We start from the raw sequence: 23,449 nt of genomic DNA on the forward strand, positions 1-23,449 counted from the left end.
CGGCGGAACATATACATACAACTGCGCTTAGCCCGCCGCGAGCGCGGCCGCCAGCGCATCGAACTCCGGCGTCCACGCCGCACGCCACGCGGCCTTCGTCGCGTCGTCCACCCACGCGCCGTCGATCCCGTTCAGCATGAACTGCTTCAGCTCGGCAACGGTGAAGCCGAAATGGCTGAACATCAGCTCCCACGCCTCGCTTGGATCGACCTTGTGCAGCGTCGGATCGTCGGTGTTCGGATGGATCTTCAGCCCGAGGCCCGGCATCTTGCGCATCGGATGCCGTTCCGCCCACTGCTCCGGCGGCAGCGTGCGCAGATAGTACGAATTCGTCGGCACGACGGTGAAGACGATCCCGCGTTCCGCATAGCGCGCGCACAGCTCGGGGTTGTCGACGATCGTATAGCCGTGATCGACGCGGTCGACCTGCAGCAGGTCGACGGCCGTCTCGACGTTGCGCCACGGCATCCCGAACTCGCCCGCATGCGCGGTCGTGCGGAAACCGGCCGCGCGCGCGTTGCGGTACGCCTTCCAGAACAGTTCCGGCGGCCGGTCGTTCTCGCGATAGTCGATCCCGAGCCCCGCCACTTCGTCCGCGCGATTCGCCTTCATCCATTCGACGATCGCTACCGCCTCGTCGGGATCCTGCTCGCGGTCGATGCTCGGGATCAGGCGTGCGCCGATCCCGAAATCACGCGCGGCATCGCGGATCGCCGTCACGATCGCGGCCTGCGCGTCCGCATACGCGATGCCCGATACGCGCACAGTGCCGGTCGGATTCCAGAAGAATTCCGCATGCCGCACGTTGTGTGCGGCCGCATCCTCCAGATACTCGTATGCAATCCTTCGCAGATCGTCAGGCTGCGCGAGCAGATACTTGTCGAGCGCGCGCAGCACGTGCAGCACGCCGACCGGCTTGTCGCCGCGCGCATAGAACGCGTCGATCTCCGCGCGCTCGATCGGCGCGCCGCTGCGTTCCGCGAGCGCGACGAACGTGTCGTGCCGCACCGCGCCGAGCAGGTGACAATGCAGCTCGACCTTCGGCAGCGCGTGGAAGAAGGCCCTATGGGCCGGCGTGATCTCGATGCCCGTGCGCGCGGCCGGGACGTTGCCTGGTGTTCCCTTCATGTCAGTCTCTTTTGGGGTAATGCCGATACGTCGCGAAAGCCGTCTCTCAGTGCGGCTTCACGACGGTCCAGAAGTAATAACCGAGCGGAATCGCGAGCACGACGAGCCCCCACGACACGTCGCGCCAGCGGCCGGCCAGCAGCTTGACGAGCACGTAGCACAGCAGCCCGCCCGCGATGCCGGTGCCGAAGCTGTTCGACATCAGCGTGAGCAGCACCATCGACATCACGGGCAGCGCATCGGTGAAGTCGTCGAAATGCGTATGGCGGATCGTCGCGAACATCGACAGCCCGATCAGGATCAGCGCGGGCGCGGTCGCCTCCTTCGGGATCGCGAGCGCGACCGGCACGAACAGCAGCATCGCGGCGAACAGCACGGCCGCGGCCAGCGACGACAGCCCGCTGCGGCCGCCGGCCTCGACGCCCGCCGCCGATTCGATCAGCGCGGTCAGCGCGGGGATGCCGAACACGGGCCCGATCGTCGCGGCGAGCGAATCGACGAGGAACGGCCGGTTGATGTCCGGCAGGTTGCCGTGTTCGTCGAGCAGGTTCGCCTTCGCGCCGACCGCGAGCGCGGTGCCGAGCGTCGAGAAGAATTCCGCCGCGAAGAACGCGAACAGATACGGCGCGGCCGCCAGGCTCAACGCGCTGCCGATATCGAGCTTGAACGCGATCGGCGCGATGCTGTGCGGCAGCGACACGAACGACGCGGGCAGGTGCGTGACGCCGAGCGGCACGCCGGCCGCAGCCGCGGCGAGGATCGCGATCAGGATCGCGCCGGGCACCTTGCGCGCCTGCAGCACGACCGCAACCGCGAGGCCGACCAGCGCGACGAGCGCGCCCGGCCGCGAGAAGTCGCCGAGCGCGAACGCGTTGGTCTTCGCGTTCGCGACGACCATCCCCGCATTGCGCAGCCCGAGCATCGTCACGAACAGCCCGATCGACGCGCCGAGCCCGAGCTTGATCTGCACCGGAATCAGCCGCACCACGACGCCGCGCGCGCCGAGGATCGTCAGCAGGAAGAACAGCACGCCCGACACGCACGCGATGCCGAGGCCCGTCTGCCAGCCGACGTGTTCCGTCGTCGCGAGCGTCACGCCGACGATCACCGAGCCGCCGATGCCGGGGCCGACGAGGAACGGCAGGTTCGCGTAGAGCCCCATCAGCGTGGTGAACAGCACGAACACGACGATCGTCGCGGTCGTCGCCGCGCCGCGCTCCATGCCGCCCGTCGCGAGCAGCGACGGGATCACGACGAGCAGGTACGCGGCCGCGAGAAACGACGTGATACCCGCGATCGTCTCGGTGCGCACGCTCGTGCCGCGCGCGGCGAGCGCGAAGCGGCGTTCGAGCCAGTTGGCCGGCGCTCGCGCCGGCATCGTGTCAGTCGCTGACATGGTGGTTCTCCTGTGATTCCGAATATTGTCCTGTGCCGATTCACGCAGCGCGGTCTTATACTGCCGCGTACCGCACCCCGACCGTTATTGCCCGATGTCGTCCGACCGCTCGTCGCTGCTGCCCGCGCTCACGCTGCGGCAGGTCCAGCACTTCGTCGTGCTCGCCCATGCACGCAGCTTCACGCAGGCCGCGCAGGCGCTGTCGCTCACGCAGCCAGCACTCACCGCGTCGATCCGCCAGATCGAGTTCCTGCTCGGCGGGCGCCTGTTCGCGCGTTCCGCGCACCGGCTCACGCTGACGTCCGCGGGCGTTGCCGTGCTGCCGCTCGCCGAACGCCTGCTCAACCAGGCGCGCGGCACCTTCGACGACATGACGCGGCTCATCGGCGAACGCATCCAGACCGTGCGGATCGCGTTCATCCCGTCGGTCGCGGGCCGCCTGCTGCCCGCGCTCAATACACTGCGCGGCACGCATCCGACGCTGCGCTTCACACTCACCGACCTGCCGAACAGCGCACTCGTCGAAGCCGTGCGCGACGGCGTCGCCGATCTCGGCATCGGCGTGCTCGAACCGGACAGCGACGACGGCACGCTGCGCTACCGGCAGCTCTTCGAGGACGAGATCGTGATCGTCGTGCGGCACGACGATCCGCTCGCCCGCGCGAAGAGCATCACGTGGGCGAAGCTCGTCGATCGCGAGCTGGCCGTGTTCGTGCGCGGCAGCGTCAGCGAATCGCTGCACCGCACCGGCGGCGCCGGGAAGCTGCGCCTGAACGTCACGTACCGGATGGAATACACCGAGCCGCTCTACGCGCTCGCACGCAACGGCCTCGCGACCGCGGTGCTGCCCAGCCTCTACACGATGCATCTGCACGATCCCGAACTCGTCGCGCTGCGCGTCGACAAACCGCGCGTCACGCGCGCGATCTCGCTGATCTCGCTCGCCGCCGACGATCGCGGCCCGCACGTGCGCGCGTGCCGCGAGTGGATTGCGAAGCACATCTGATTCCGTTCGCCGCGCGACGTCACGCGCTCAGGGCAGCTTCGCGATGCGCTCGACGAGCGCCGCGTAGAAGCGGTCCGCGTCGACCTCGTTGATCCACGTCGCGTTCGCCGCGCGGCCGCTGCGCCCGTTCCAGTCGACGATCGTCTCGCCGAGCGTCCACTGCCCGGTCGTCTCGATCGCGACATTCACCTTGCGTCCGTTGAACATCGTCGGATCGACGAGATAGCCGACCGCGGTCGGGTCGTACATCGGCGCGTCGTCGACGCCGCGCCGCTTCTTGTTGTACGCGAGCTCGGCGGTCATGATGTCCGCGACGATCGCGCCGCAGCGGTTGCCGAGCGCGCGAAACGGCGCGACGCGCGCCGGCGTGATCGGCGCCTTCACCGCGACGTCGCGCGGCAGCACGACGATCGGCACGCCGCTGCCGAACACCACTTCCGCCGCCTGCGGATCGACGTAGATGTTGAACTCGGCGGCCGGCGTGATGTTGCCGCGCTCGAAGAACGCGCCACCCATCAGCACGATCTCGCGCAGTGCGCCGCGAATCTGCGGCGCTTCGACCAGCGCGGTCGCGATGTTCGTCAGCGGGCCGAGCCCGCACAGCGTCACGCTGTTGGGCGCCGCGCGGCTCAGCGTATCGACGAGGTACGACACCGCGTGACCGGTCGCGAGCGGCGCGCGCGGCTCGTGCAGTTCGACGCCTTCGAGCCCCGTCTTGCCGTGCACGTTCGCGGCCGTCACGAGCTCGCGCACGAGCGGGCGCGGGCAGCCCGCGTAGACGGGCAGCGTCTTCGTGCGTCCGGCCCAGTCGCGGATGATCCGCGCATTGCGTTCGGTCAGGTCGAGCGGCACGTTGCCCGCGACGGCGGTCAGCGCGCGCACGTCGAGCCGATCCTGCGCGCCGAGCGCGAACAGGATCGCGATGGCGTCGTCCTGCCCCGGGTCGGTATCGATGATCACCGTGCGGCGCGCGGCGTCGCCGCCGGCGGCGAACGCCCCCGTTTCGGGCAGCAGCGCGGTGCCGGCCAGCGCGGCGGACAGTTTCAGGAAGGTGCGGCGCGATGCGATCGGATGGGTCATGGTCGGATTCAGAAAACGTGCCGGACGCCGAGCGTCGCCATCATCTGGCGCGTGCCGGTCGAGCGCGCGTACGCGAAGATCTGCGCATGGTCCGCGTCGCCGGCCGCCTGCTGCGCGATCACCGTCAGCGCGACGTCGGTGCGTTTCGACAGGAAGTAGTCGGCCTGCAGGTTCACCTGGTGCCACTTCGGACGCTTGTCGATCACGTCGTACCTGCCGTTCGTGAACGCATACGCGGCGCCGAGAAAGAGCTGCGGCGTCATCGTGTAGACGATGTTCACGCCGAGGTTCTGCAGGTGCAGGTGCGAATTGTCGAGGTAATCGTAGCGCACGTCGGTAAACATCGCCGCGAACTGCGCGCGGCCGATCGTGTAGAAGCCGCCCGTGCCCGCGATCCGCTGCCGGCTCGCGTACGCCGCCGGCGTCATCGCGCTTTTGCTGAAGATCAGCAACGGCGACGCATAGTCGTTCGCGATCGCGCCGTCCTGGTTCGTGCTGCTGTACGGATGGTTGTACTGCGCGTAGACCGCGCTCCAGCGCAGCGGGCCGCGCTCGTAGCCGAGCCCGAAGCTGTATGCGCTGTTGTTCGCGAAGCCCGTCGCGTTGCTGAAGCCGTACAGCGCGGTGAATTTCAGGCCGTAGTAGACGGGGCTCACGTACTTCACCGAGTTCTGCACGCGGATGTCGTTGTAGCCGTTGTCGTTGTCGCCGATGTTCACGCCGTTGCTCGCGATGATCACGGGCCCGATGTAGTCGTGGATCGCGTCGTACTGGCGGCCGAACGTCAGCGAGCCGTACGTGCGGTCGGCAAGGCCGACGTAGGCCATGCGCCCGAACTCGCGGCCGTTTTGCGCGGCCGTGCCCGTCATCACGTTGAAGCCGTTCTCGAGCTGGAAGATCGCGGACAGCCCCTGCCCGAGATCCTCCTTGCCCTTCAGCCCCCAGCGCGGGTTCTGGTTCGTGCCGGACAGCGCCTGCCAGGCGTTCTTGCCGCCCTGGTTCGTCGCGAACCCGACGCCGGCCGAGATCAGACCGTACAGCGTGATGCTGCTTTGCGCACCGGCATGGGTCGCGAAGGCGCCGAGCATCGCGAGCGGAGCGAGCTTGTAGAGAGTTTTCATGCGGGTCGTGTGATCGGTGGTGGTCCAGGCGCGGCAGGGTTCCGCGAAACTGGCCTCGACTATACGAACCCGGATCGGATAATAAAAGTTTGCTTTTCTTATGTATCAATAAAACGGATTTATTCTCATCGTCACATCTCCCGCGCCCGCCGGAGCAGCTGTCAATCGGCGGTATCGCCGCCCTTCGGCAGCTTCGACCACGCGTTGCGCCCCGGCAGCGGCGACCACGCCGGGCGCGTCTTGCGTGCGCTGTCGATCACGACCAGGTAGCGGCCCGCGATCGGCGTGATGTCGCGATCGCGCCGCAGCACCCACAGCGACTTGCCGGCCTCGACGCGCGCCTGGTAGTCGTCGTCGAGCAGGCCGTGCCGGTCGAAGAACAGGTTCAGCGACGCGGGAATCCGCACGCATCCCTTCGAGTGCCGGATGCCGAGCAGCGGTTCGAGGCGGTCGGGGTCGGTCGCATGCATCTGGAAGCGCATCGGCGACACGCCGCCCTTGCCCCAGCCGCGCTCGCCGTCCTCCCATCCGAAGTCGTAGATGCGCATGTCGCGGCGGCCGTAGCCGCGAATGCCGTTGTCGTTCGTCGTGCCTTCCGCACGGAAATCCATGTTGTCGGGCGAGTGATGGAACACGCCGAGCGGCGTCACGAAATGATCGTACTTGCCCGGCAGCCCGGTGCCGACCGGCGATGCGCCGATCATCAGCCACGCATTGGCCGGCGTCGCGCGGAAGTAAATGAAAAGCGCCTGCACGTTCGGCGCGCGATCGACCATCGCGACGTATTCGCCGGCCAGGTCGCCGAGGTCCGCATCGGCGAGCGCCTTCTGGAGCCGCTCGCCGTATGCGCGCTGCTCGCTGATGGGTACGTTCAGGCGCCGCGTGACTTCCTGCGTGAAGCGCTTGCGCAGGTCGATCGCGCGTGCCGTCGCGTTTTTCGCCTCGTCGGCCGACAGCGGCGGATGCCGGCGCGGCGGGGTCGGCACGGGCGGCTCGGCCTCGCTGGCCGGTACGGCGGATGCGGCCGACGCAGGTTCGGCGGTGGACGCAGCGGAAGCCGCCGACGCAGGCGCTGCGGCGGACGCGGCGGAAGCCGCCGATGCGCCCGATGCCGCGCCGGCAGGCTCCGCATGATGCACATACGATGCCGCAGTCGCGGGCTGCGCGGACGACGCACTCGACGACGCATGCGCGGACGAAGCCGGATGCGCATGGGAAGCCGCCGACGCCGGCGACGCAACCGATGAGGATGACGTAGCAGCGGACGACGGGGCGCCGGATGCCGCAAAGGCAGGCCGCCAGGCAAGAACGGCAATCGGCAGCGCGGCAGCGAGCCACACATACGCGGCAACTACGCGGGTACGGCAACGCGGCTTCGCAAATCGCCGCGTCAGGCTGGAAAGCATCATACGTTCGAAGCCATCGGCCGATCCGGCCGCCGCATGCTGCTGTTGCGAGCGGCGCATCTTCCGCACGAGCCATCGACACGTCCGGCACATCGTGTGCGCCCGGCGCCGACGCCTCTTCGCGGTGGAGCCGTTCGCTGATGCACCGCGTGCGGTCCGATGGCGGCTAATGAGTCGTCAGGCCCTTCATTCTACGCGCCAGCGCAGGAATCGGCAGCGGCGAAAGTCGCAGTTTCGCGGCGAATTTTCGCTTCGTCACGCTTTGTTTCAACTCGTTGCCGCTTGCGGCTTCGTCGCGTGGCAACCTTATAAGTCGGACGTTTCAAAGCATGCGCCCGGCAGGTTGGTGCGTTCCGCCCGCAACGATGTTTTCCACCAAACAAATTCGCACGCCAAATCATTTTGGCGTGCAGTCTCGCCCGAGAAAACCGCATCGCACGCATGCCGCACGAACCATGCGACACGCGGGCGCAACCACCGGCTACTTCGAAATGGTTTCGAGCGCGATGCCCTTCGTGCGCGGCCCCATGAGTCCGATCGCGGTCATCACGATCGCCATCGCGCCCGCAATGAACGCGAACACGCCGAAGGTGCCGAAGCCTTTCAGCACGGCCGCGATCACGAACGACGAGAAGATCGCCGAGAAGCGGCTCCACGAATAGACGAAACCGACGGCCCGTGCGCGGATCGACGTCGGGAACAACTCGGCCTGATACGCGTGGAAGCTGTACGACATGATGTTGCTCGCGAGCGTGAGGCCGATGCCGAGCGCGATCAGGAATGCGCCCACCGTCGTCTGGCTGAACAGCAGCCCGCAGACGACGATCGCCGCCGCCATCGCGACGATCACCGATTTACGCTCGAAGCGGTCGGCGATCACGAGGCCGATCAGCGGGCCGATCGGCGCCGCGAGCGCGATCACGCTCGAATACATCAGGCTCGACGTGATCGTGATGCCCTGCTTGATCAGCAGCGTCGGCACCCAGTTCGCGAAGCCGTAGAAGCCGACCGTCTGGAACACGTTGAAGATCGTCATCATGATCGTGCGGCTGCGATACGGCGGCACCCACATGTCGCGGAAGCTGCCGCGCGGCGGCACGGGCTCGGCCGGCGCGGGCGGCGGCAGCGGCCGCCCGTATTCGGCTTCGACCTTCGCCTCGAGCGCGCGCATGATGCGGTCGGCTTCGTCGACCCGGCCCTGCTGCGCGAGCCAGCGCGGGCTTTCCGGCAGTTCGCGGCGAATCCACCACACGAAGAGCGCGCCGTGCGCGCCGATCAGCACGACCCAGCGCCAGCCGTCGAGGCCGAACGGCGCATGCGGCACGAGCAGATACGCGAGGAACGCGACCACCGGCACCGCGACGAACCCGACCGCCTGCTCGCACGCGAATGCGCGGCCGCGGATCTGTTTCGGCACGAGTTCGGAGATGTACGTGCCGATCGTCACCATCTCGACGCCGAGCCCGAGACCGACGACGAAGCGCCAGAAGTTCAGCCCGGCCGCGGTGTCCTGGAACGCCATCACGACGTTGGCGGCCGTGTACCACAGCAGCGACCACGTGAAGATCGCACGGCGGCCGAAGCGGTCGGCGAGAAAGCCGCACGCGATCGTGCCGATGAACAGCCCGGAGAACAGTGCGGCGATGAAGCTCGCGACGCCGGTGGTGCCGAACAAGCCGTGCGTCGTCGCCGAAAGAATGCCGCTTTTCACGAGGCCGGGCGCGACGTAGCCGCTGTACAGCAGATCGTAGAGTTCGAAGAAGAAGCCGAGGCTCAGCAGTACGACGAGTTTCCAGACGCTGCGGGTCGGCGGCAGGCGGTCCAGGCGGGCCGAGATGGAGCCGGGGTCGATGGATGGGGATTGGGAAGATGCCTGCGAAAGGCTGTCCGTTGAGGCCATCTTGGGCGCGTCTCCTGATCGTGTCGTGTTGTGTGTTGTTGTCCGGCGACCGTCGAGCCGCCGTCGGGCGAATCGCTGCATTGTACCGGCACACCCGTCCTGCGGTCCGGCCGCGCTGCGTGCACCGAGCCGATTCGGACACCCCTATTTCGCGCCGGACAATGTGTAAATTGCGTAACCGTCTGTCGGGTACGGAAAACGCGTCGGAACGACGATCCGGCGCCGCCCGCGCCGCGTCCGGGCGGCGGCGGCCCGACGGTACGGGCCTGCCGCGCCGTTTCGCGCGGGCGCGCACCGTCGGGATCGCCGAAAACGGGGTACGCAATCGGTACAACCACGCGTTCCGCGCCCCGGTAACATGCTACCGGGCCAACTACCGGCTTCCGGGCGCCTTTCGGCGACCGGCATTGTCGGCAAATCGTAAGCATTCCATGTTCATACAACGACTATCCACGTACGCCCGCCGGATCGCACTGATTGCGCTGCTGCAGTTCGCGGCGATCGCGACCGCATCGGCGTTTCCGGCGGCTGCTTCCGCCCCGGGCGCGAGCGGCACCGACGCGTCCGTGCCGGCCATCTCGCTGAACGACGCCGTCGCGCAGCTCAAGCAGATGCAGGCCGAACAGGATCGCATCAAGCAGCAGACCTCGACCGCGTCCAACAGCAAGGAACTGGACGCGCTCGGCGATGCGACGCAGGAGCTGAGCACCGACGTCGCGAAGCTGCAGAGCGAGCTCGTTCCGCAGCGCGCGCAGGTCCAGGCGCAACTCGACGTGCTCGGCCCGGCGCCTGCCGAAGGCGCCGCGCCGGAAACGCCGGCCGTCGCGAAGCAGCGCGCGACGCTGACCGCGCGCAAGACGCAGCTCGATGCGGCGCTGAAACAGGCCGCCGACCAGAAGACCAACCTCGCGAACCTGACCGAACAGTTCGCGAAGCTGCATCGCGGCCTGCTGAAGAACCAGCTCGCATTCCGTTCGGGCGGCATCTTCAGCGCGCAGTTCTGGCTGCCGCTGTTTCACCTTCCGCCGGATGACGTCCAGCGGCTCGAGGATTTCAACGACGAACTGCGCGACATGCTGCGCTCGTCGTGGGTACCCGGACAACGGCCGATCACCGCGCTGCTGCTGATCGCCTCGTTCGCGATGTGGCTCGGCGGCCGCCGGCTCATCGAGCGCGGGCTCGCGTGGATCTGCCTGAACCGCCTGCCGCCCACCCGCTTGCGCCGCAGCGCGCTGGCGCTGTCGACCGCGCTGTCGACATTCCTGGCAACCGCGTTTGCCGTTCAGATCCTCTACCTCGCCGTCGCGCGCCACTACGAGCTCACGCCGGCGCTGACCGATCTGTGGGACCAGTTCGCGAAGCTCGCGGCGACCTGCGCACTGATCGCCGGGCTCGGCCGCGCGCTGCTCTGCACCAAGCATCCGTCGTGGCGCCTGCCGGCGCTCGCCGACCCCGTCGCGCTCGCGATGAAGCCGTTCCCCGGCATCCTGGCCGCGCTGCTGCTGATGTCCGGCACGCTCGAATCGATCAACCGGATCGTCGACACCAGCCTGTCGGTCACGCTGTTCGGCCGCGGCATCGTATCGCTCGTCGTCGCGCTGACGGTCGGCGCGTCGCTGCTGCGTTCGAACCGCGCGCGCAGCGTGCTCGCGGCGGCCGGCGAGGCGCCCGAGCAGCGCTCGACGCTCGCCGGGCTGATCCACGCCGGCGTCACGCTGGCAATCGTCGTGTCGCTGATTGCACTCCTGATCGGCTACGTCACGGTCGCGCGCTTCATCACTTACGAGCTCGTATGGTTCGAGATCGTGCTGTGCGCCACCTACATCCTGATCCAGTTGACGCGCGATGCGAGCGAAAGCCTGTTCTCCGCGAGCCTGTCGACGGGCCAGCAGATCAAGAACCTGTTCGCGCTCGAAGACCGGCACCTCGACCAGGCCCGCACGGTCCTGTCCGGTTTCGGCACGAGCCTGCTGATGCTGATCGCGGCCATCGCGCTACTGACGGGCGGTTTCGGCACGACGCCGGGCGACCTGCTCGACAGCGCGGTCGCGATGATCGGCAGCCAGCGGCTGCAGAGCCTGAACATCATGCCCGACCGGATCCTGAACGCCGTGATCGGCTTCGCGATCGGCTTCTACCTGCTGCGTTCGCTGCGCCGCTGGCTCGACGGCGAGTTCATGCCCGCGCTCGGCATGGACACGGGGATGCGCGTGTCGCTGATCACGCTGTTCACCAACGTCGGCTACGTGCTGCTCGTGCTGATGACGCTCGGGCTGCTCGGCGTCAGGTGGAACAACCTCGCGTGGATCGTCAGTGCGCTGTCGGTGGGTATCGGCTTCGGCCTGCAGGAGATCGTGAAGAATTTCGTGTCGGGGCTGATCCTGCTGACCGAGCGGCCGGTGAAGGTGGGCGACATGATCAGCATCGCGGGCGTCGAAGGCGACATCCGCCGCATCAACGTGCGCGCGACCGAGATCCAGCTCAGCGACCGCTCGACCGTGATCGTGCCGAATTCGCAACTGATCTCGCAGAACCTGCGCAACGTGACGATGGGCAACAGCACGCAGGGCGTCGCGACGCTGGTGTTGACGTTCCCGCTGAACACCGATCCCGAGCAGGTGCGCGACCTGCTGCTCGATGCGTACCGCACGCATGAGGCGATTCTCGAGAAACCGGCGCCGTCGGTGACGTTCAGCCAGCTCGCGCCGGACGGGATCACGCTGAGCGTGACGGGTTACGTGTCGAGCCCGCGGATCGCGAGTTCGACGAAGAGCGATCTGCTGTTCGAGATCCTGAAGCAGTTGCGCGCGGCGGGGATCACGCTGTCGAGCCCGCAGATGCTGGTGGTGCAGAACATGCCGGCGGTGGAAAAGTAACGGGCGTTGCGCGCCAGCGCGTATTCGACTTGAACAGGCTGTCTGCGCTCGATGCGAAGGCTCACGACATCGTCCCCGGACACCGCTCGTTCGTCGCCGGCCCGCGTCAGGAATCCTGATCGACGCCGATGCGCACGATACCCCCATAGCCCCAAACACAACGGGCCGGACCCGCATCGCGGCAACCGGCCCGTTTCATCGTCAAGCGGCGCAACGCGCGCCGCGCGACATCACACGTCGAACTTCACCCCCTGCGCCAGCGGCAGCTGCCGGCTGTAATTGATCGTATTCGTCGCACGACGCATATAAGCCTTCCACGCATCCGAACCCGACTCGCGCCCGCCGCCCGTTTCCTTCTCGCCGCCGAACGCGCCGCCGATCTCCGCGCCGCTCGTGCCGATGTTCACGTTGACGATCCCGCAATCGCTGCCCGCTGCCGACATGAACTGCTCGGCCTCGCGCATGTCGTTCGTGAAAATCGCCGACGACAGGCCTTGCGGCACCGCGTTGTGCAGCTCGATCGCATCGTCGAAGTTGTCATAGATCATCACGTACAGGATCGGCGCGAACGTTTCGCGCTCGACCACCGCCGATTGCTTCGGCATCCGCACGATGGCCGGACGCACGTAGTACGCATCCGCGTGACCGATGTCCACGCGCTCGCCGCCCTTCACTTCGCCGCCCTGCTCGCGTGCATCGGCCAGCGCCTTCTGCATCGCGTCGAACGACGCGCGATCGACCAGCGGGCCGACCAGCGTGCCTTCCTCGAGCGGGCTGCCGACCTTCACCGACGTGTAGGCCTTCTCGATGCGCGGCAGCAGTTGATCGACGATGCTGCGATGGACGATCAGGCGGCGCAGCGTCGTGCAGCGCTGGCCGGCCGTGCCGACCGCCGCGAACGTGACCGCGCGCACGACGAGGTCGAGATCGGCGCTCGGCGCGACGATCATCCCGTTGTTGCCGCCGAGTTCGAGGATGCCGCGCGCGAGACGCTGGCTCAGCACCTTCGCGACTTCCGTGCCCATCCGCACGCTGCCCGTCGCGCTGACGACCGGCACCTTCTTCGATGCCGTCAGCACCTCGCCGACATCGCGCATGCCGAGCACCAGCTGGCTCAGCCCTTCCGGCGCGACGCCCGGATGCGTCTTCCCGAACTCGCGCAGCGCCTTCCCGAGCAGCACGTGGCAGGCGATCGCGGTAAGCGGCGTCTTCTCCGACGGCTTCCACACGACCGGGTCGCCGCACACGAACGCGAGCGCCGCATTCCACGCCCACACCGCGACCGGGAAGTTGAACGCCGAGATCACGCCGCATACGCCGATCGGGTGCCACGTTTCCATCATCCGGTGGCCCGGGCGCTCCGACGCGATCGTGAGGCCGTAAAGCTGGCGCGACAGGCCGACCGCGAAATCGCAGATGTCGATCATTTCCTGCACTTCGCCGAGGCCTTCCGACGTGATCTTGCCGGCCTCGAGCGTGACGAGGTGGCCAAGCGCGGCCTTGTGCTCGCGCAGCACGTTGCCGAACACGCGCACGAGTTCGCCGCGCACCGGCGCCGGCACCGTGCGCCACTTGAGGAATGCGTCGTGCGCGGCGTCGATCTTGCGCTCGGCGTCGGCGGGCGTGTCGACGGCCAGCGTCGCGAGCGTCGCGCCGTCGAGCGGCGAACGCGCGGTCAGCGCATTGCCTTTCCACTGGGCGAGATCGATATCGAGCGCGGCAAGAATGTCGTTGAATTGCATCACTTCCTCTTCAGGGACAGATTGATCGGTGCGGCGGCAGCGCCGCCCGCGTGATTCGATTGGAGCGCGTTCGCGCGCCCTGTGCAAGCGGATGCGCAGCTCGGCGGGCCCGGTGCGCCGCACGGCGCATCGCGCTGCGCCGCCGCCGACAAGCCCGGCCGGACGGCGCGCCCCAGCCTCGCGAGGCACGATCCATGAAACACATTGTCGGCGGCCACAAGTCGGGCCGCTATTGATATTAACTCACGACTTCATTCCCAAAACGCAACACCTCGGCGACCCCAACCGATGCTTTTTAGTGCCGATACGGGACGTTTCCAAAGCCCGTAGCAGGGCGGCCAGACGCGTCCCGACGCGACGCAAGTTGATGACAAAGCCGCATCACCCTGTTCGGAAATATCGTTTGCCGCCCGTGCATCGGGCACACACAATCGGTGCGACGTCGAGGTGCAACGCACCCGGCGCGCCGCCGGCCGCCACTACGGCAGCCGGACGACAGACGAACGCGACACGGATCGCGGCCCGGTTCATCCGGCACGTTCCGCGAAGCACCACCGCTGCCCGGCCGGCAACGCGTCGCGCTTCGTCGCCGAAAAACAATCCCGGAGACAGCGCCCAGCACCCGCCATGCATTCAGATGCCCGCCCCGATTCGCCCCGTCCGTCCGGCTCGCCGCCCGCGAAGCCGTCCCTCCACCGCGCGCTGCAGGCCCGCCATCTGCGAATGATCGCGATCGGCGGCTCGATCGGCACGGGCCTGTTCGTCGCGTCCGGCGCGTCGATCTCGCAGGCCGGCCCCGGCGGCGCGATGCTCGCGTACATGGTGATCGGCCTGATGGTCTATTTCCTGATGACGAGCCTCGGCGAAATGGCCGCGTTCATGCCCGTGTCGGGTTCGTTCGCGACCTACGGCGCGAAGTTCGTCGACGAAGGCTTCGGCTTCGCGCTCGGCTGGAACTATTGGTATAGCTGGGCCGTGACGCTGGCGGTGGAGCTCGTCGCCGCGCAGCTCGTGATGCACTACTGGTTTCCGCATGTGCCGGGCGTCTGGTGGAGCGCGCTGTTCCTCACGCTGATCTTCGCGCTCAACGCGCTGTCGGTGCGCGGCTTCGGAGAAGCCGAATACTGGTTCGCGCTGATCAAGGTGCTGACGGTGCTCGCGTTCGTCGGCGTCGGCCTGCTGATGATCTTCGGGATCATGCAGGGCGGCCCGAGCGCGGGCTGGGGCAACTTCACGATCGGCGACGCGCCGTTCGCCGGCGGCTGGGCGACGATGCTCGGCGTCGCGATGATCGCGGGCTTCTCGTTCCAGGGCACCGAAATGATCGGCGTCGCGGCTGGCGAATCGGAGCACCCGCGCACGACGATCCCGCGCGCGGTAAAGCAGATCTTCTGGCGCATCCTGCTGTTCTATGTGTTCGCGATCTTCGTGATCGGCGTGCTGATTCCCTATACCGACCCGAGCCTGCTGAAGAGCGACGTGACCGACATCGGCGTGAGCCCGTTCACGCTCGTGTTCCGCCACGCGGGCCTTGCATTCGCGGCCGGCGTGATGAACGCGGTGATCCTGACGGCCGTGCTGTCGGCCGGCAACTCGGGCATGTACGCGTCGACGCGGATGCTCTACAACCTCGCGGTCGAAGGCCGCGCGCCGCGGCTGTTCGCGAAGCTGTCGCCGGGCGGCGTGCCGCGCAACGCGCTGTATGCGACGACGGCCGTCGGCGCACTGTGCTTCCTCACGTCGCTGTATGGCGACAAGACGGTCTACCTGTGGCTGCTGAACACGTCGGGCATGGCCGGCTTCATCACGTGGCTCGGCATCGCGGTCAGCCACTACCGGTTCCGCAAGGGCTTCCTGAAGCAGGGCTACCGGCTCGACCAGCTGCCGTACCGGTCGAAGTGGTTCCCGTTCGGCCCGCTGTTCGCGTTCGCGCTGTGTGCGGTCGTCGCGCTCGGCCAGGATTACCAGGCCTTCCTCGCCGACAAGGTCGACTGGGCGAGTATCGCCGCGACCTACATCGGCCTGCCGTTCTTCCTCGCGATCTGGCTCGGCTACGCGCTCGTGCGCAAATGCCGCCTGGTGCGCTACGAGGACATGGAGATCGCGCCGTGGATCGAACGCAACGCGACGCCCGAAGCGGCACCGCAGGCCGAAACCGGCTACGCGGGCTACGTCGCGCGCCCGGCCAACCCGGCGCCGGGCGCCTGACGGCCCGCCTCGCGCCGGCCGCCGCCCGGCCGCGGCAGCCGGCGCCCTGCGCCCCCATTCGACGCGGCGCGCGCGTTCAGGCAAGATCGACGCGCGCCGTCCGTTTTTCCGCCGTTACGAGTCAACGAAATCGCATGCAGAACTTCTACGAAGCCACCGTTACCCGCCAGCCCTACCCGCAACTGACCGGCACGATCGATGCGCAGGTCTGCATCGTCGGCGGCGGCCTCGCCGGCCTGTGCACGGCGCTCGGCCTCGTCGAGCGTGGCGTGCGCGACGTCGTCGTGCTCGACAGCGAACGGGTCGGCTTCGGCGCATCGGGCCGCAACGGCGGCTTCGTATTCGGCGGCTACAGCCTCGACAACGCCGACCTGCTGCGCACGCTCGGCCGCGACGAAGGGCGCCGGCTGTACCGGCTCACCGTCGATGCGGTCGACCTGATCCGCGCGCGGATCGCGCGCTACGGGATCGACTGCGACATCGTCGATGAGGGCGTGATGCTCGCGAACTGGTTCGACGATCCTTCCCGGCTCGACAGCGTGCGTACGCTGATGAAGCGCGAACTCGGCGTCGACTGGGAACCCGTGTCGACGGACGCGCTGCGCACGCGGCTGAAGACGCAGCGCTACTACGGCGGCCTGTTCGAGCCGAACGCATTCCACTTCCATCCGCTCAAGTATGTGCTCGGCGTCGCCGCAGCCGCGTCGCGCGGCGGCGCGCGCGTGTACGAGCGCTCGGCCGCGCTCGGCATCGCGCGCGAAGGCGCCGGGTACGTCGTGCGCACGGCGCAGGGCGCGGTGCGCGCGAAGGACGTCGTGTTCGCCGGCGGCGGCTACGCGCGCGGCGTGTCGCCGCGCATCGAACGCGCGGTGCTGCCGATCGCCACCTACGTGATCGCGACCGAACCGCTCGGCGCGCGGCTGCCGGACGCGATCGACGCGCCGTACGCGATCTACGACACGCGTTTCGCGTTCGACTATTACCGCCCGCTGAAGGACACGCGCATCCTGTGGGGCGGCCGGATCTCGGTGCTCGACCGCGGCCCGGACGCGATCGCACGCCTGCTGCGGCGCGACCTGCTGCGCGTGTATCCGCAACTCGAAGACGTGAAGGTCGACTACGCGTGGGGCGGGCTGATGAGCTACGCGCGCCACAAGATGCCGCAGATCGGCCGCGACGCGGACGGCGTGTGGCACGCGATCGCGTTCGGCGGCCACGGGATGGCGCCGACCACGGTCGCCGGCGAAGCGCTCGCGGCCGCGCTGGCCGAAGGCCGGCCGGTGCCGGACGGCTTCGCCGCGTTCGGGCTCACGCGCACGTTCGGGCTGGCGGGCCTCGCCGCCGCGCAGCTCACGTACACGGCATATCAGGCCCGCGACGCGCTCGCGTCCTGCCGCCGCTGAGCGGCCGCGGCGGCCGAAACGACCCTGCCGATTAGAGCGGAGGGTCGGCCGGGCGGGGATTTTCCACATGCTAGAATGCCTTTTCCAAGCCGCCGCGAACCCACAACAAAGTCACATGAAAGCAGGAAGCAAAGCCGCCATGTCCGAAAGCCGCGCGCTTGCGTCCGACGCGCGGCGCAAATACGATCCCGAGCAAACCAAGCGCAACATCCTCGATGTCGCCACGCAGGAATTTTCCGCGATGGGCCTCGCCGGTGCGCGCGTCGACGCGATCGCCGAGCGCACGAACACGACGAAACGGATGCTCTATTACTACTTCGACAGCAAGGAAGGCCTGTACGAGGCCGTGCTGGAGAAGGTGTACGGCGACATCCGCGCGCTCGAGCAGGAACTGCACGTCGGCGACATGGAGCCGCGCGAAGGCATGCGCCGCCTCGTCGAATTCACGTTCGACTATCACGACAAGCATCGCGACTTCGTCCGCCTCGTGTCGATCGAGAACATCCACGGCGCGAAGTATCTCGAACAGCTCAAGTCGTTCAAGAACCGCAACGTCAGCATCATCAAGACGCTCGAGGAACTGGTCGAGCGCGGCGCGGCAAGCGGCGCGTTCCGCAAGGACATCGACGCGTTCGACCTGCACCTGCTGATCAGTTCGTTCTGCTTCCACCGCGTGGCGAACCGCTACACGTTCGGCGCCGCGTTCGGCCGCGATCCGTCGGCGCCGCGCCTGCGCGCGCGGCATCGCGACACGATCGCCGACGCCGTGCTGCGCTACGTCGCCGCGTAAGCGGCGGCTGGGTAGTCGCCGGGGGCACGCAGCGTTCGTGCCCTTCGCGCGTCAGCACTTCAATCCGTCGGCGCGGTCGACGCCAGCGCGATCCGCGCCTTCTCTTCCGGGCTTCCCGCCACGTAATACTTCTTCGCCCAGCTCGAATCGGGCGCAAGCGCGAGCCGCGCATGCGCGCCCGTGCCGGTACTCGTGCCGCGCTGCTTCGCACTGATCGCCAGCGCCCGTGCGCGATAGTGCTCGTAGAGCCGCAGGAATTCCGCGAGATAGATCGCCGCGATCCGCTTGTCGCGGATCTCGAGCAGATTCTCGTCGTTGTACTGCTCCGAATTGCGGCTCATGTTCGCCGAACCCGTATAGACGACCGGATTCGCGCCTTCCGCATCGATCACGATGAACTTGTGGTGGATCACGACGGGCGGATAGGCCGGCGCCGGTTCGCCCGGAAACTGCCGCATTTCCGGCTCGAAACCCTGCGGCACCGTCGCCGGCGAGAAGTACTCGGCGTCGATCACGTCGTGGTTGTCGCGGCTGCGGTGATACAGCTCGAGGTTCGCGAGCGTCGCCGCATCGAGCGACTGGCCGGCCTGCCGCGCGGCGTCGGCCTTCGTCGCGCTGCCGATGTTGATCTTGTTTACCAGCCCGAACATCATCAGTCCGCGGTCGCCGGCCGCGAAGCACGCGTCGCGCAACGCTGCGTCGGTCGGCATGAACAGGCAGAACGACACCGAATGCTTCGCGGCCGCGATCGCGGCGACGATCGTGTCGATCTCGGTGCGCTGCCCCGCCGGTTCGGGCGAGAACGCCAGCCTCACCTGTGCGCTGCCGATCGTCATCGGCGCCGACCAGCCCGGCGACAGCCGCGCCGTCTCCGCGATCGACGGATTGCCGGCCAGCGCATGCGCGCGATCGTTGTACAGCGCGGCAAGCGTGGGCGAGTCGAATGCATGCAGCACGTTGGCCTGCTCCGTCAGCCCTTCGGTCGTGAAGTTCGCGGAACCGGTCAACACGCGTGCAGGCGCCGGGTTCGTCGGCGCGTCGGTCACGATGAACTTGTCGTGCATGATGTGCGTCCTGTCGCGCGGCGCGAGCGTCGCGAGCCCCTGCAACGCGTCGACGGCCGGCTGGTTCGGCGAAGGCAGCGGCGGCTTGCCCTTGCGCGTCGTCGTGTGCGCGTCGTAGACGATCGCGAGCGACGCGTCGCCATGCTTGCGCCCGAACGCTTCGAACGCGGGCAGCGCCCACAGCGTGTCGGTCAGGTGATAGACGGCCGACACCGCGCGCGACGCGGGGTCGAGCATCTTCGCGAACACCTGCTCCATGTCGTTCGCGAGCCACGTGCGCAGCTTCAGCGCCTGCGCGTCGCTCGGTGCCGCATTCGGCGCGAGGCCCAGCGCCGCGACCTGCTTCGCGAACGCCTGCGAACTGACCACCGCGCGGTTGAACCAGGTGCCGATGCCGTCCTCGATATGCTCGGGCAGCACGACGTCGCACACGCCGGCTTGCGCGTCGAGCACCTGCAGGTCGTCGGGCGTGCCGACGACCGGATACACGTCGTAGCGGAACGACGCGCCGCGGTCCTGTGGATCGATGCGTGCGTCCCACCACATGAATTTCTGGATCGGCGCCTGGTCGGTCGGCGCGTCGCCCTGCGTGTCGGCGGCCGGGCCGTCGAACGTCAGGCGGTTCGGCAGCCAGCTGTTCGGCGCGCGCGTCTTGCCGTCGGCCGACCAGAAGCCCGGCGTGCGCCGGATCGCGAAGCCGAGGAAATCGTTGCGCGACTGCGCATCGGCCCAGTCGAAGGCCAGCAGGACGAGAGTGGGGGAAAGATAGCTGCGCACGCTGACGGACATTCGTTGCTCCCTGGCCGCGAGGCCGGTCGAAATGAATGGGTCAGTGTCGGCAGAGGTTCTTCCCGCGGAATGACGGTTCGATGAACCTTGTATGTCGGACGCGCGTCAGTCGCACACGAGCAGCTCGATCCCGCGCGTGGTCAGCGCGCGGCGCACGGCCTTGTCGGGTGCGCGTTCGGTCACGAGATAGCGCGCGGCCGCCGCGCCGTTGATCCGCACTGGCGTCACGCGGCCGAATTTCGAATGGTCGGCGACGATGATCGCCGTGCCTGCCGCCGCGATCATCCGGCTGCGCACTTCGGCCGCGATCCGCGAGTAGTCGGTGCACTCGCCGTCGGCCGTGATGCCGCCGGCGCCGACGAACGCGAAATCGACATGGTATTGCGCGAGCTGGTGGATCGTGTCGAGCCCGAAGGTTGCGTCCTCGTCGTCGGACAGTTCGCCGCCGAGCAGCGTCACGCGGTTGCCGTTGCGCCGCGCGAGCACGAACGCGGTGCGCCAGTCGTTCGTATAGATCGACAGCCGGTGCCGGTCGGCGAGCGCAAGCGCAACCGCATGCGGCGTGCTGCCCGAATCGATCAGCACCGATGCGTCGTCGGGCACGAATTCGGCCGCGCGCCGCCCGATCGTGCGCTTCGCTTCGGCGTTCGCGGCTTCGCGCTCGGACAGGCTCGGTTCGCGGCGGTCGGCGGCCAGTGCGCCGCCGTGCGTCATCACGAGCAGGCCGCGCGCGGCAAGCGCGTTCAGGTCGCGCCGCACGGTCTCGCGCGATACGTCGAGCGAGCGCACGAGTTCCGCGACCGACAACGCGCCCGACCGTCCGAGCTCCGACAGGATGTATTGATGACGTTGTTCCGCCAGCATCGCGTGTGCGCCCGGGGCGACTGGTAATGGGTAAGCTGGCCATTGTATTACGGCCGCTTTACCGGTATTTGACTGCGGCGCAAAACGCGGCCGGGCGGCCGGCCGCATTCCCCGAAAGCGAAATTCTGTATTGCCTGACGCGCGCGAATCGGCACGACGCCGGTTGCTACACTTTGCGCTTCGCCGAACGACAGACCAAGCAAAGGGGCTCGCACCATGTATCGCAAAGGCAGCGTGATCGAAATCCAGTTTCCGCCCGAACGACTCAACGATGCGGCCGGCGATCCGTACTGGATCGACCTGACGCTCGACGAGGCGCGCCGGCTCTACGAGCAGCTCGCCGCGCGCTTCGCGACCGACGCGCGCGCCAACCAGCCGCTCGACACGTTCTCGATCGACTGATCTCCGCAGCTTCGCGCTTGCCCGCCCCGCGAGCGGTGCGGCGCCCTTCCCGTCCGTGCCCCGCTCGCGCCCGCCGATAGCCGGCCCGTGCCGGAAGCCGGATGCCCGGCACCCAACGACCGTCGGCGCATTCCCACGATGCGCGGTACGAGTGCAGGATTCGACAAGACGCCGGTGCCGCTTCCCGCGATACTGGCCGACTTTACGATTCCGTCCGGCCGCGTCGCGGCCCGCCTCGCATGCTTACCTCGATCGTTGCCGCCGCTTTCGTCGCGCTGTGGTCCACCGGCTTCATCGTTGCACGGGCAATCAAGCCCTACGCCGACCCCAACCTGTTCCTGCTCGCGCGTTTCGCAGGCACGGCCGCGCTGTTCGGCGCGGTTGCGCTCGTCGCGCGCGCGCCGTGGCCGGCCCGCCGCGAATGGCCGCGCCACCTGATCGCGGGCGCGCTGCTGCAGGGCGTCTATCTCGGCGCGAGCTACTGGGCCGTCGCGCAAGGGCTGAACGCGGGCGTGATGGCGCTGCTCGGCGCGCTGCAGCCGCTCGCCACCGCCGTGCTCGCCGTCCCCCTGTTCAACGAGCGCCTGCCCGCGCGCGGCTGGTTCGGGATGGCGCTCGGGCTCGCCGGCGTCGCGCTCGTGCTGGCGCCGAAGGTCGCGGGCGGCGTCGCGCCGCCGCCGGGCGCGGCGCCTGCGTGGTTCGTGGTCGTCGTATCGGTGCTCGCGGTCGGGTCGATCACCGCCGGTTCGCTGTACCAGAAAGGCAAGCTCGCGCAGAGCGACCTGCGCACCGCGGTCGCCGTGCAGAACTTCGGCGCGGCGATCGTCGCGGCGATCTTCGTCGCGCTGCTGCATGAAACGCGCTGGATCGGCGCGCCGGCGCTGTGGGTATCGCTCGTGTGGGGCGTCGTGTTCCTGTCCGGCGGCGCGGTCACGATGCTGATGTGGATGCTGCGGCGCGGCAACGCGGCGCGCGCGACGTCGCTGCTGTTCCTCGCGCCGCCGCTTGCCGCGCTGCAGGGCTACCTGCTGTTCGGCGAGACGCTCGCGGCGATCCAGTTATTCGGCTTCGCGCTCGCGCTGGCGGGCGTCGTGCTCGCGCGGCGCTGACGCGGGCGCACATCGGCGCGGTCGTGCGATCGCGCCGGCACTTGCCTCCAAGCGCATCGAGACCTGCCTCACAGCCCCCTTCCCGCGGCATCCCGCACCCGCCCGGCGCACCATGCACCACGGCGACGCAGCGCGTCTCGCCGAAGCAACGCAAGGCGGCCGGATCGCACGCCCGGCGCGGCGCCCCGCCGCGATTGCGCTTATGATGAGCGCCTTGCATTTCGTTCCGGAACCACCTTCATGACATCCGCCGATTACGCCAGCCGCCAACGCGCGATCATTGCCGAACTGAACGTCGCCCCGCACTTCGACGCCGAGGCCGAGATCGCCCGTCGCGTCGATTTCCTCGCGCAATACCTTCGTTCGACCGGCCTGCGGACCTACGTGCTCGGCATCAGCGGCGGCGTCGATTCGTCGACGGCCGGGCGGCTCGCGCAACTGGCGGTCGAACACCTGCGCGCCGGCGGCTACGATGCGCGCTTCATCGCGATGCGCTTGCCGAACGGCGTGCAGAACGACGAAGCCGATGCGCAGCGCGCGCTCGCGTTCGTGCGCGCGGACGAGGAACTGACCGTCGACGTGAAGCCGGCCGCCGATGCGATGCTCCGCTCGCTGGTCGCGTCCGGCCATGCGTTCGACACGCCCGCACAACAGGATTTCGTGCACGGCAACATCAAGGCGCGCGAGCGCATGATCGCGCAGTACGCGGTGGCCGGCGCACGGCGCGGCATCGTGATCGGCACCGATCACGCGGCCGAATCGCTGATGGGTTTCTTCACGAAGTTCGGCGACGGCGGCGCGGACATCCTGCCGCTCGCGGGCCTGAGCAAGCGCCGCGTGCGCGCGGTTGCCCGCGCGCTCGGCGGCGAGGAAACGATCGTGATGAAGGTGCCAACGGCCGATCTCGAGGAACTGCGCCCGCTGCGCCCCGACGAGCACGCATACGGCGTCAGCTACGACGAGATCGACGATTTCCTCGAAGGCAAGCCGGTCAGCGACCATGTGTACGAAACGGTGCTGCGCTTCTACGACGGTTCGCGCCACAAGCGCGCGCTGCCGTACACGCCGTTCGACTGGCCGACCGCGCAAGCCGGCCACCAGCGCGAAAATACCGCCGCGTCGCAATCCGGCGCTGCGGCCGCGTGACCGGCCGGCCGCGCCGGAA

The 23,449-nt window shown here is 68.1% G+C and carries 17 protein-coding genes; 8 read left to right on the forward strand and 9 right to left on the reverse strand.

The window, feature by feature from the left end:
* Positions 1–27: 27 nt before the first annotated feature.
* Both add and AC3WLY_RS07185 read right to left on the reverse strand, forming a co-directional pair.
* The gene (gene add / locus AC3WLY_RS07180; protein WP_492309975.1) at positions 28–1,128 is read right to left on the reverse strand and encodes an adenosine deaminase; all 1,101 of its coding nucleotides are present in this window, start codon (positions 1,126–1,128) and stop codon (positions 28–30) included.
* 46 nt (positions 1,129–1,174) lie between these two features.
* Entirely contained in the window at positions 1,175–2,524 is a 1,350-nt protein-coding gene (locus tag AC3WLY_RS07185; RefSeq protein WP_492309976.1) for an NCS2 family permease, read from the reverse strand.
* Positions 2,525–2,618: 94 nt separating this feature from the next.
* Between AC3WLY_RS07185 and AC3WLY_RS07190 the strand changes: the two genes are divergently transcribed.
* The gene (locus AC3WLY_RS07190; RefSeq protein WP_492309977.1) at positions 2,619–3,530 is read left to right on the forward strand and encodes a LysR family transcriptional regulator; all 912 of its coding nucleotides are present in this window, start codon (positions 2,619–2,621) and stop codon (positions 3,528–3,530) included.
* Positions 3,531–3,557: 27 nt separating this feature from the next.
* On the opposite strand, the gene AC3WLY_RS07195 is transcribed toward AC3WLY_RS07190, so the two are convergent.
* The 4 genes from AC3WLY_RS07195 to AC3WLY_RS07210 all read right to left on the reverse strand — a co-directional run bounded on the left by AC3WLY_RS07195 (position 3,558) and on the right by AC3WLY_RS07210 (position 9,037).
* Positions 3,558–4,610, reverse strand: a complete 1,053-nt coding sequence (locus AC3WLY_RS07195) for a nucleoside hydrolase (RefSeq protein WP_492309978.1) — start codon at positions 4,608–4,610, stop codon at positions 3,558–3,560.
* Positions 4,611–4,618: 8 nt separating this feature from the next.
* Positions 4,619–5,731: a porin gene (locus tag AC3WLY_RS07200; RefSeq protein ID WP_072443748.1), complete on the reverse strand. Its 1,113-nt coding sequence runs from the start codon at positions 5,729–5,731 to the stop codon at positions 4,619–4,621.
* Between the two features lie 161 nt (positions 5,732–5,892).
* Entirely contained in the window at positions 5,893–7,230 is a 1,338-nt protein-coding gene (locus AC3WLY_RS07205) for a hypothetical protein (RefSeq protein ID WP_492309979.1), read from the reverse strand.
* A 388-nt stretch (positions 7,231–7,618) separates the two neighbouring features.
* The gene (locus AC3WLY_RS07210; protein ID WP_492309980.1) at positions 7,619–9,037 is read right to left on the reverse strand and encodes an MFS transporter; all 1,419 of its coding nucleotides are present in this window, start codon (positions 9,035–9,037) and stop codon (positions 7,619–7,621) included.
* 431 nt (positions 9,038–9,468) lie between these two features.
* Between AC3WLY_RS07210 and AC3WLY_RS07215 the strand changes: the two genes are divergently transcribed.
* The gene (locus AC3WLY_RS07215) at positions 9,469–11,913 is read left to right on the forward strand and encodes a DUF3772 domain-containing protein (RefSeq protein WP_175962099.1); all 2,445 of its coding nucleotides are present in this window, start codon (positions 9,469–9,471) and stop codon (positions 11,911–11,913) included.
* 230 nt (positions 11,914–12,143) lie between these two features.
* On the opposite strand, the gene amaB is transcribed toward AC3WLY_RS07215, so the two are convergent.
* Positions 12,144–13,655 (reverse strand): L-piperidine-6-carboxylate dehydrogenase, encoded by a 1,512-nt coding sequence (gene amaB / locus AC3WLY_RS07220; RefSeq protein ID WP_310143492.1) that lies wholly within the window; start codon positions 13,653–13,655, stop codon positions 12,144–12,146.
* A 627-nt stretch (positions 13,656–14,282) separates the two neighbouring features.
* On the opposite strand from amaB, the gene AC3WLY_RS07225 reads away from it, so the two are divergent.
* The 3 genes from AC3WLY_RS07225 to AC3WLY_RS07235 all read left to right on the forward strand — a co-directional run bounded on the left by AC3WLY_RS07225 (position 14,283) and on the right by AC3WLY_RS07235 (position 18,056).
* Positions 14,283–15,863: an amino acid permease gene (locus tag AC3WLY_RS07225; protein WP_492309981.1), complete on the forward strand. Its 1,581-nt coding sequence runs from the start codon at positions 14,283–14,285 to the stop codon at positions 15,861–15,863.
* A 134-nt stretch (positions 15,864–15,997) separates the two neighbouring features.
* A complete protein-coding gene (locus tag AC3WLY_RS07230) occupies positions 15,998–17,266 on the forward strand; it encodes an NAD(P)/FAD-dependent oxidoreductase (protein WP_175962096.1) in 1,269 nt (422 codons plus the stop codon).
* Between the two features lie 115 nt (positions 17,267–17,381).
* On the forward strand, positions 17,382–18,056 hold the full coding sequence (locus AC3WLY_RS07235) for a TetR family transcriptional regulator (protein WP_310143502.1): 675 nt from the start codon (positions 17,382–17,384) through the stop codon (positions 18,054–18,056).
* A 59-nt stretch (positions 18,057–18,115) separates the two neighbouring features.
* Here AC3WLY_RS07235 and AC3WLY_RS07240 read toward each other — a convergent pair whose 3' ends face one another.
* On the reverse strand, positions 18,116–19,909 hold the full coding sequence (locus tag AC3WLY_RS07240; RefSeq protein ID WP_492309982.1) for a phospholipase D-like domain-containing protein: 1,794 nt from the start codon (positions 19,907–19,909) through the stop codon (positions 18,116–18,118).
* A gap of 105 nt (positions 19,910–20,014) precedes the next feature.
* A complete protein-coding gene (locus AC3WLY_RS07245; protein WP_310143508.1) occupies positions 20,015–20,773 on the reverse strand; it encodes a DeoR/GlpR family DNA-binding transcription regulator in 759 nt (252 codons plus the stop codon).
* Positions 20,774–20,989: 216 nt separating this feature from the next.
* Between AC3WLY_RS07245 and AC3WLY_RS07250 the strand changes: the two genes are divergently transcribed.
* From AC3WLY_RS07250 to nadE, 3 genes are all read left to right on the forward strand, one after another.
* On the forward strand, positions 20,990–21,175 hold the full coding sequence (locus AC3WLY_RS07250) for a hypothetical protein (RefSeq protein WP_006480515.1): 186 nt from the start codon (positions 20,990–20,992) through the stop codon (positions 21,173–21,175).
* Positions 21,176–21,414: 239 nt separating this feature from the next.
* Positions 21,415–22,284, forward strand: coding sequence for a DMT family transporter (locus AC3WLY_RS07255; protein ID WP_175962093.1), 870 nt, complete (start codon positions 21,415–21,417; stop codon positions 22,282–22,284).
* A 240-nt stretch (positions 22,285–22,524) separates the two neighbouring features.
* Entirely contained in the window at positions 22,525–23,430 is a 906-nt protein-coding gene (nadE, locus tag AC3WLY_RS07260) for an NAD(+) synthase (RefSeq protein ID WP_492309983.1), read from the forward strand.
* The last annotated feature ends 19 nt before the right edge of the window (positions 23,431–23,449 follow it).

The organism is Burkholderia sp. FW306-1C-G01B, from assembly GCF_058781685.1.